10 protein-coding genes are annotated in these 7092 nt (G+C 62.6%); 3 read left to right on the forward strand and 7 right to left on the reverse strand.

What is annotated here, in order from left to right; genetic code table 11:
- Positions 1 to 585, reverse strand: a 585-nt coding sequence (locus tag VFL62_RS13325) for a GAF domain-containing protein (protein WP_325172846.1), incomplete at its 3' end; no start/stop codon positions are given.
- Positions 586 to 933: 348 nt separating this feature from the next.
- Positions 934 to 2190 (reverse strand): aspartate kinase, encoded by a 1257-nt coding sequence (locus tag VFL62_RS13330; RefSeq protein WP_325172847.1) that lies wholly within the window; start codon positions 2188 to 2190, stop codon positions 934 to 936.
- Between the two features lie 164 nt (positions 2191 to 2354).
- Between VFL62_RS13330 and VFL62_RS13335 the strand changes: the two genes are divergently transcribed.
- The 3 genes from VFL62_RS13335 to VFL62_RS13345 all read left to right on the forward strand — a co-directional run bounded on the left by VFL62_RS13335 (position 2355) and on the right by VFL62_RS13345 (position 4715).
- Positions 2355 to 2831, forward strand: a complete 477-nt coding sequence (locus VFL62_RS13335; RefSeq protein WP_325172848.1) for a PH domain-containing protein — start codon at positions 2355 to 2357, stop codon at positions 2829 to 2831.
- 15 nt (positions 2832 to 2846) lie between these two features.
- A complete protein-coding gene (gene ubiG / locus VFL62_RS13340; RefSeq protein ID WP_325172849.1) occupies positions 2847 to 3614 on the forward strand; it encodes a bifunctional 2-polyprenyl-6-hydroxyphenol methylase/3-demethylubiquinol 3-O-methyltransferase UbiG in 768 nt (255 codons plus the stop codon).
- Positions 3615 to 3815: 201 nt separating this feature from the next.
- Positions 3816 to 4715 (forward strand): DMT family transporter, encoded by a 900-nt coding sequence (locus VFL62_RS13345; protein ID WP_325172850.1) that lies wholly within the window; start codon positions 3816 to 3818, stop codon positions 4713 to 4715.
- Here VFL62_RS13345 and VFL62_RS13350 read toward each other — a convergent pair.
- From VFL62_RS13350 to VFL62_RS13370, 5 genes are all read right to left on the reverse strand, one after another.
- Positions 4712 to 5152 carry an EamA family transporter gene (locus tag VFL62_RS13350; protein ID WP_325172851.1) on the reverse strand — a complete coding sequence of 147 codons (441 nt, stop codon included), beginning with the start codon at positions 5150 to 5152 and terminating at the stop codon, positions 4712 to 4714. The two genes, VFL62_RS13345 and VFL62_RS13350, sit on opposite strands and share 4 nt — an antisense overlap.
- Positions 5153 to 5233: 81 nt before the next feature.
- Positions 5234 to 5728, reverse strand: coding sequence for a DUF1178 family protein (locus VFL62_RS13355; RefSeq protein ID WP_325172852.1), 495 nt, complete (start codon positions 5726 to 5728; stop codon positions 5234 to 5236).
- Positions 5725 to 6606, reverse strand: coding sequence for a carbon-nitrogen hydrolase family protein (locus VFL62_RS13360; protein WP_325172853.1), 882 nt, complete (start codon positions 6604 to 6606; stop codon positions 5725 to 5727). Before VFL62_RS13360 ends, VFL62_RS13355 begins: the two co-directional genes overlap by 4 nt.
- The gene (grxC, locus tag VFL62_RS13365) at positions 6603 to 6878 is read right to left on the reverse strand and encodes a glutaredoxin 3 (protein WP_325172854.1); all 276 of its coding nucleotides are present in this window, start codon (positions 6876 to 6878) and stop codon (positions 6603 to 6605) included. Before grxC ends, VFL62_RS13360 begins: the two co-directional genes overlap by 4 nt.
- Before the next feature lie 28 nt (positions 6879 to 6906).
- Positions 6907 to 7092: ComF family protein (locus tag VFL62_RS13370; protein ID WP_325172855.1), on the reverse strand; the 186-nt coding region annotated here is incomplete at its 5' end.

A 7092-nucleotide genomic window follows, 5' to 3' on the forward strand; every position in this document is an offset into this window, starting at 1 on the left:
GCCGAGGCCGACGCCTTCGTTGAGCGGCGCGCCGGTCAGCCGGATCGGGCGGCGGACGTCGAGCGAGGTGCCTGGACGCGCGATGCCGGCGAGCTCGCCGACCGCGATCATCTCGGCGAGCACCATCGCCGTGGTCTGCAGCGCCTCTTCTTCCTCGTCGGTGTAGGTGCGCCGCGCCCGGTTCTGCACTACCAGCACGCCGAGCGTATTACCGGCGCGCAGCACCGGGACGCCGAGGAACGAGTGATAGATCTCTTCGCCGGTTTCCGGGCGGAACGAGAACGCCGGATGACTTTGCGCGTCGTTGAGATTGAGCGGGGTCGCCTCGCTGGCAACGAGGCCGACCAGGCCCTCATGCGCGCTCAGCACCGTCCGGTGCACGGCATCGCGATTGAGGCCTTCGGTGGCGTAGAGCTCGAGCGTGTTGTCGACGCGCAGGACGTAGACCGAGCACACCTCGGCCACCATGTTGGCGGCGATCAGGACCACGATCTTGTCCAGCCGTTCCTGCGCGCTGACCTGCTCCGCCATGGTTTCGCGAAGCCGTCTCAACAGGACGCGGGGACCTCCCGACGCGCTTCGCATTGGCTCAAACCCTCTCCCGCTTGCCCAGCGCACCGGGCGGCCGGGAGCTGGCGTTGGACTCAAAAGGTAACAATTTTATTCATTCGGTGGTGCCAAGCCCAAGATACCGCGAGATATCGGCCGAATCGCACCGCCAAAACAGTGGCACAGTTTACAATCGGGCTCATTCAGGCCGTATACCGAATCGGGCCTTGTTTTGCCAAGCAAAAGGCCTGCCAGCATCCCGATTCCGACGTGCGTATGATGTGGACTTCCGGTCCGCCACACCGGTGCGACGGAGTGAAACCCATGCACCGCGTCTGGCGCGGCTGCGCCAATCCATGTTGCAGCCGCTAAGAGAACTTGATTCTAGACCTGATCGAGGCCGTAGAGCGTGTGCAGCGTGCGCACGGCAAGCTCGGTGTAGGCGGTATCGATCAGCACCGAGAACTTGATTTCCGAGGTAGTGATGGCGCGGATGTTGATATTGCGCGCCGCGAGTGCCGAAAACGCCTTGGCGGCGACGCCGGCATGGCTGCGCATGCCGCTGCCGATCACCGAAACCTTGGCGACGTCGGTGGCGGTGTCGAGCCGGGCATAACCGATCTTGGCCTTCGCCGCGGCGATGGTGTCGCGGGCGCGGGTGTAGTCGGAGGCCGGTACCGTGAAGGTGAGGTCGGTGGTCTTGCCGTCCTCCGAGACGTTCTGAACGATCATGTCGACATTGATGTTGGCCTCGGCCAGCGGCCCGAAGATCGAGGCTGCAACGCCGGGCTTGTCCTCTATCTGGCGGATGGAAATCTGGGCCTCGTCCTTGGAGAAGGCGATACCGGTGACGACGTGGCTTTCCATGATTTGTTCCTCGCTGCAGATCAGCGTACCCGGCGGCTGGTTGGCGTGGGGGTCGATCTCTTCGGGCTTGTCGAAACTCGAACGGACGAAAATCGGCATGTTGTGCACCATACCGAGTTCCACCGAGCGCACCTGAAGCACCTTGGCGCCCAGCGAGGCCAGCTCCAGCATGTCCTCGAAGGCGATGCGGTCGAGCCGGCGGGCTTTCGGAACCACGCGCGGGTCGGTGGTGTAGACGCCATCGACGTCGGTATAGATATCGCAGCGGTCGGCTCGAATGGCCGCCGCCACCGCCACCGCCGAGGTGTCGGAGCCGCCGCGCCCGAGTGTCGTGATCCGGTTGGTCTGCGGGTTGATTCCCTGGAAGCCGGCGATGACGGCGACCTCCTTGCGTTCCTTGAAGCGGCTGAGCAGTTCGGTGCCGTCGATATCGAGGATCCGCGCCGAGGCATGGGCGTCGCTGGTCTTGATCGGGAGCTGCCAACCCTGCCAGGACCGCGCCTGGACGCCGATCGCCTGCAGCGCAATCGCCAAAAGGCCCGCGGTCACCTGTTCGCCGGAGGCCACCACCGCGTCATATTCGCGCGCGTCGTGCACGGGCGAGGCCTCGCGGCACCAGTCCACCAGCTCGTTGGTCTTGCCGGCCATCGCCGAGACGACGACGGCGACATCGTGGCCGGCGTCAACCTCGCGCTTCACATGGCGCGCGACGTTGCGGATGCGTTCGATGTTGGCGACAGAGGTGCCGCCGAATTTCATCACGAGGCGACCCATATGGCTGGTCTAGTCCCCTGCTGGTTATTAATGTAACCGGCGCAAACGTTAAGTGAGCGCATGGGCCGAAACGCGCGTATACATAGCGCCGCGGCCGGGAGCAAGTCCGCTCCTTGCCAGGGACGAACCGACGTTAAGTTATTGGGACAATTGAGGCTGTTTGAATGGCGCGTTACATCGACGAGATCCTGCAGCCGGGCGAAAAGGTCCTTTATTCGACGAATGCACACTGGATTTTCTACCTGCCGGCCATTGTGGCCTGGCTGGTGACGTTGGTGCTCCTGATCATTTCCGTGACGGTCGCCGCCACCATTCCCGCGGCGGTGCTGGCCTCGCTTGCGGGCGCTGCGGTCATCGCCGCGGTAGCCGTCTTTTACACGGTGAGGGGCTGGTTCCACCGGCTCACCACCGAAACCGACGTCACCGACCGCCGGGTGGTGCACAAGACCGGCTTTATCAACCGCCACACCTTCGAGATCGCGCTCGACAAGATCGCGAGCGTTGAGGTTGATCAGAGTATTTCCGGTCGTCTGCTCAACTATGGCGATGTCTCCATCGTGGGAATGGGAGAAGTGCCGCCGCAGGTCATCAAGACGATTGCCTCGCCCTTGGCGTTTCGCAGCGCCATCACCGCGCATTAGCTGGGAGCGCGCGCCATGGCCATGCAGTCCAATCCACCGAATGCGTCGGCGGCCGCTTCGACGGTCGATCCGGCCGAGATCGCCAAATTCTCCAAATTGTCCGAGCAGTGGTGGGACCCCAGGGGCAAGATGGCCCCACTGCACAAGATCAATCCGCTGCGTCTGACCTATATTCGCGACGCCGCCTGCCGCAAGTTCGACCGCAACGTCAAAAGCCTCAACTGCCTTTCCGGCCTGCGCGTCCTCGATATCGGATGCGGCGCGGGCCTGCTCTGCGAGCCGTTGACGCGGCTCGGCGCTCAGGTCATCGGCATCGATCCATCCGCCAGCAATATTGCAGCCGCAAAGCTGCATGCCGATCGCGGTCATTTGTCGATCGATTATCGCTGCACGACGGTCGAGGAAATGGACGTGCGCGAGCGCTTCGACATTGTGCTGGCGATGGAAGTGGTCGAACACGTCAGCGATGTCGGCGTGTTCATCGGCCGATGTGCCGCGATGCTCAAGCCCGGCGGAATGATGGTGGTTTCGACGCTCAATCGCAACTGGAAGAGCTTCGCGCTGGCCATCGTCGGGGCCGAATATGTCCTGCGCTGGCTGCCCCGCGGCACCCATCAGTGGGAAAAATTCGTCACCCCCGACGAACTTGCACGTCACCTCCTCGATAACCGGCTAACGATCGCCGAGCAGACCGGCGTAGTGTACAGCCCCTTCGCCGACCGCTGGGGTTTGTCGTCCGACATGGACGTGAACTACATGGTCATCGCCGAAGGCATGATCTGATCTTCGGCTAGTGTCCCGATTCCGAAGTTCGTATCATGTTGCGGCTCCTCGTTTACGAACTTCGGAATCGAAGGGACACTAGGATATTATCGGTCTAGTGTGGCGTTGGCTCAGAAGTGCGCATGACCAGCGCGCGGCAGAATTGATGCGCACTTCTGATCCGCCACACTATTTCCGTTCCTCGCCCTCCTACATTCTCCGATGTTTGCCACCGCCTCGCTCTGGATTCCCTTTACCGTGGTCGCCGCGGCGGGCCAGGTGGCGCGCAACGCCATGCAGCGGCAGTTAACCGGTCCGCTCGGCACCTGGGGCGCCACCAATATCCGCTTCCTGTTCGGCTTTCCCTTCGCTGTGCTGTTCTTCGCAGCGGTGCTGATTTTCACCGGCGATGCCATGCCCTCGCCAACGGTGGCGTTCTGGCCCTGGCTGCTGCTCGGGGCGCTCTGCCAGATCGTCGCGACAGGACTGATGCTGGTGGCGATGAATGACAGGTCGTTCGTGGTGACAACGGCCTATCTGAAGACAGAGGCGATCCAGACCGCGATATTCGGCTTCATTTTTCTGGGCGATCATCTCACCACACTGAGAGTGGCCGCGATCGTAATCGCAACCGTCGGCGTCGTCATCACGGCACTGCGGGTGGGCGGCGACAAGGCTTTCGCCGATTGGCACCCGACCGTGATCGGTCTGGTCTCGGCGGCGGCTTTCGCGCTTTCCGCCAACGGATATCGCGGTGCCATCATCACGATCGAGGGCGTCTCGTTCGTGACGGCGGCGACCTACACGCTGATGTTCGGCCTCTTCGTGCAAACGCTGATCCTGACGGCCTATCTGTTGGCGCGCGCACCTGATGTGCTCAAGGGTATTCTCAGGCTGTGGCAACCGTCGCTGCTGGCGGGCTTTATGGGCGCATTCGCCTCGCAATTCTGGTTCCTGGCATTCGCGCTGACGGCGGCCGCCAATGTGCGCACGCTCGCTCTGATCGAGGTGCTGTTTGCTCAGGGGGTGGCGTATTATTCGTTCAAGCAGCCGCTGTCGCCGCGGGAGCTTTTCGGCATTGCGTTGATCGTGATCGGAGTGGGATTGTTGGTCGCGTTCTAACCCTTGAGCGCGATCAATACGGCGCCGCCGGCAATCATGGCGATTCCGATCCATCCCTGGGGTGAAGGCCGTTCACCGAGGAATATCACGCCGAACAGCGCGACCAGCACCACGCTCAGCTTGTCGATCGGCACAACCAGCGTCGCGGGCCCGAGCTTCAGCGCCCGAAAATAACACAGCCATGACGCGCCGGTGCCGAGCGCGGACAGCACCAGAAAGATCCAGCTTTTTGACGAGACCTGTCCGGGGCTCGTGAGCTGCCCGGTCGCAAACAGAATGAGCGACAGCGTGATCAGCACGATGGCGGTGCGGATCAGGGTTGCGAGATCAGAGTTGATGCCCTCGACGCCGACCTTGGCGAAGATCGCGGTGAGCGCCGCGAACACGGCCGAGAGGGTCGCCCAGATTTGCCAGGATGAAAAGGAGACGGGAAGCATGGCGATTGTTGTTCATCCCTTGTGCCTGGTTCGAGATTCCGGATTCGATGCTGATGCATCGCTCCGGAATGACGCTGCGCGTCAGTTCCGGTCGTCCGGCAGGGTCGGAATCGGCATCACTTCGACGCCTTCGTCGATCAAGGCGCGCGCTTCCTCGGGCGACGCTTCCCCATAGATCGGGCGATGCTCGATGTCGCCGTAATGCATCTTTCGCGCTTCGTTCGGAAAGCGTTCGCCGACATTATCGGCATTGCTGACGATATGGTCGCGCAATTCCTTCAGCTTGGCGCGCAGCTCGCGTTCCTGCGCCATCAAGAGTGGCGTCGATGGCGTGGGCGGAAGAACTTCGGCGGCTGGCGTAGCCGGCGCGGCGACGGGCAAGGGGGCGGCTGGCGCAATGTCGCGGCCTTTCTTGCTGACGATCTGCGGGGCCATGATCGCGCGCTCGACATCGCTCGATCCGCAAACAGGGCAGTTCACGAGCCTGCGCCGCTCCTGCTGCTCGTAAGCCGACGAACTCTGGAACCAGCTTTCGAAAGCGTGGCCTGCCTTGCAGCGCAAATTGTAATGGATCATGACGATCCCCGAGACACCACGTGCAGATAGTCGGGACCGGATTTCGGATCTGCAACGGAAAAACGCCGGCCATGTTGCAGCGAGGGCACCGCTCTGCGCGCGGTTTCGACCAATGTGGGATCTATCTTTGCCATGAAGACGCCGGGCTCAACGCCGCCTTCGGCCAGCACCTCGCCCCAGGGCGCGACGATTAGCGAATGCCCGAAGGTCTCGCGCTTGTTTTCGTGCAGGCCGCCCTGGGCAGCCGCGAAGACGAAACAGCCGTTTTCGATGGCGCGGGCGCGCAGCAGCGTATGCCAATGCGCCTCGCCGGTCTTCCGGGTGAAAGCGGAAGGCACCGTGAGAAACGAGGCGCCGCTTTCGGCAAGCGCGCGATAAAGCGCAGGAAAGCGAACGTCGTAGCAGATCGTGAGCCCGATACGTCCCCAGGGCAGGTCGGCAATCACAGCGGTCTCGCCCGGCTGATAGTTGGCGGATTCGCGATAGCTCTCGCCGCCCGGCAGATCGATGTCGAACATGTGGATCTTGTCGTAACTTGCGATCACGTTGCCATCGGGTCCGATCAGGAACGAGCGGTTAACCGCGCGCTCGGGCGAGGCGCGCAGCGCCAGCGAACCGACATGCAGGTGGATCTTCAGTTCGGCCGCAAGCGCGCGATAGGCCTGCAGCGACAGATCGTTCGTCTCGTCGGCGAGATGCTCGAACAGGGCCTTGCGGTTCAGCTGCATCATGTTGCTGACCTCGGGCGTGAGCACGTAGTCGGCGCCTTGGGCCGCCGCCTGACGGACCAGCTTGAGGCCCTGCTCAAGGCTCGCCTCGGGCAACAAGCCCGTGCGCATCTGGACCATGGCGGCAGTGAAGGAGCGGTCAGTGCTCATGAAGCGGCCTCTTCGCCGGCAAGCAAGGCGTCGAGTTTGCCCGCGCGATCGAGCGCGTAGAGCTCGTTGCAGCCGCCGACATGAGTCTGGCCGACGAAAATCTGCGGGAATGTCGCACCCGCGCCGGCGCGCTCGTACATTGCCTGACGAAGGTTCGGATCGTTGGCGATGTTGAGCTCGGTGAAGACGGCATTTTTGCGCGTCAGCAGCTGTTTGGCGGCGGTACAATATCCGCAGCCCGGGCGGGTATAGATTTCGATAGCAGCGGCCATGATCCACTCTGTAAATGGAGATGGCCGATTATATGGGAGTTCGGTGGTTATCCACAACCCGGGCAAAGACCAGCACGTCGACGGCTTTGGCCTTTGCGCGCAAAAGTGCGCGGGCGCAGGCGTCCACGGTTGCGCCCGACGTCAGCACGTCGTCGATGAGGACCACGCGGCGGCCCGCGACGAGGTGCTGCCGATCGGGCGCGTCCTTGAAAGC

The organism is Bradyrhizobium sp., from assembly GCF_035701725.1.
GTDB lineage: Bacteria > Pseudomonadota > Alphaproteobacteria > Rhizobiales > Xanthobacteraceae > Bradyrhizobium.

Coding starts and splice junctions, on each gene's coding strand:
- VFL62_RS13330 (WP_325172847.1), bottom strand. CDS start 2,190: ATGGGTCGCCTCGTGATGAAATTCGGCGGCACCTCTGTCGCCAACATC.
- VFL62_RS13355 (WP_325172852.1), bottom strand. CDS start 5,728: ATGATCCATTACAATTTGCGCTGCAAGGCAGGCCACGCTTTCGAAAGC.
- grxC (WP_325172854.1), bottom strand. CDS start 6,878: ATGGCCGCTGCTATCGAAATCTATACCCGCCCGGGCTGCGGATATTGT.
- VFL62_RS13360 (WP_325172853.1), bottom strand. CDS start 6,606: ATGAGCACTGACCGCTCCTTCACTGCCGCCATGGTCCAGATGCGCACG.
- VFL62_RS13350 (WP_325172851.1), bottom strand. CDS start 5,152: ATGCTTCCCGTCTCCTTTTCATCCTGGCAAATCTGGGCGACCCTCTCG.
- ubiG (WP_325172849.1), top strand. CDS start 2,847: ATGGCCATGCAGTCCAATCCACCGAATGCGTCGGCGGCCGCTTCGACG.
- VFL62_RS13335 (WP_325172848.1), top strand. CDS start 2,355: ATGGCGCGTTACATCGACGAGATCCTGCAGCCGGGCGAAAAGGTCCTT.
- VFL62_RS13345 (WP_325172850.1), top strand. CDS start 3,816: ATGTTTGCCACCGCCTCGCTCTGGATTCCCTTTACCGTGGTCGCCGCG.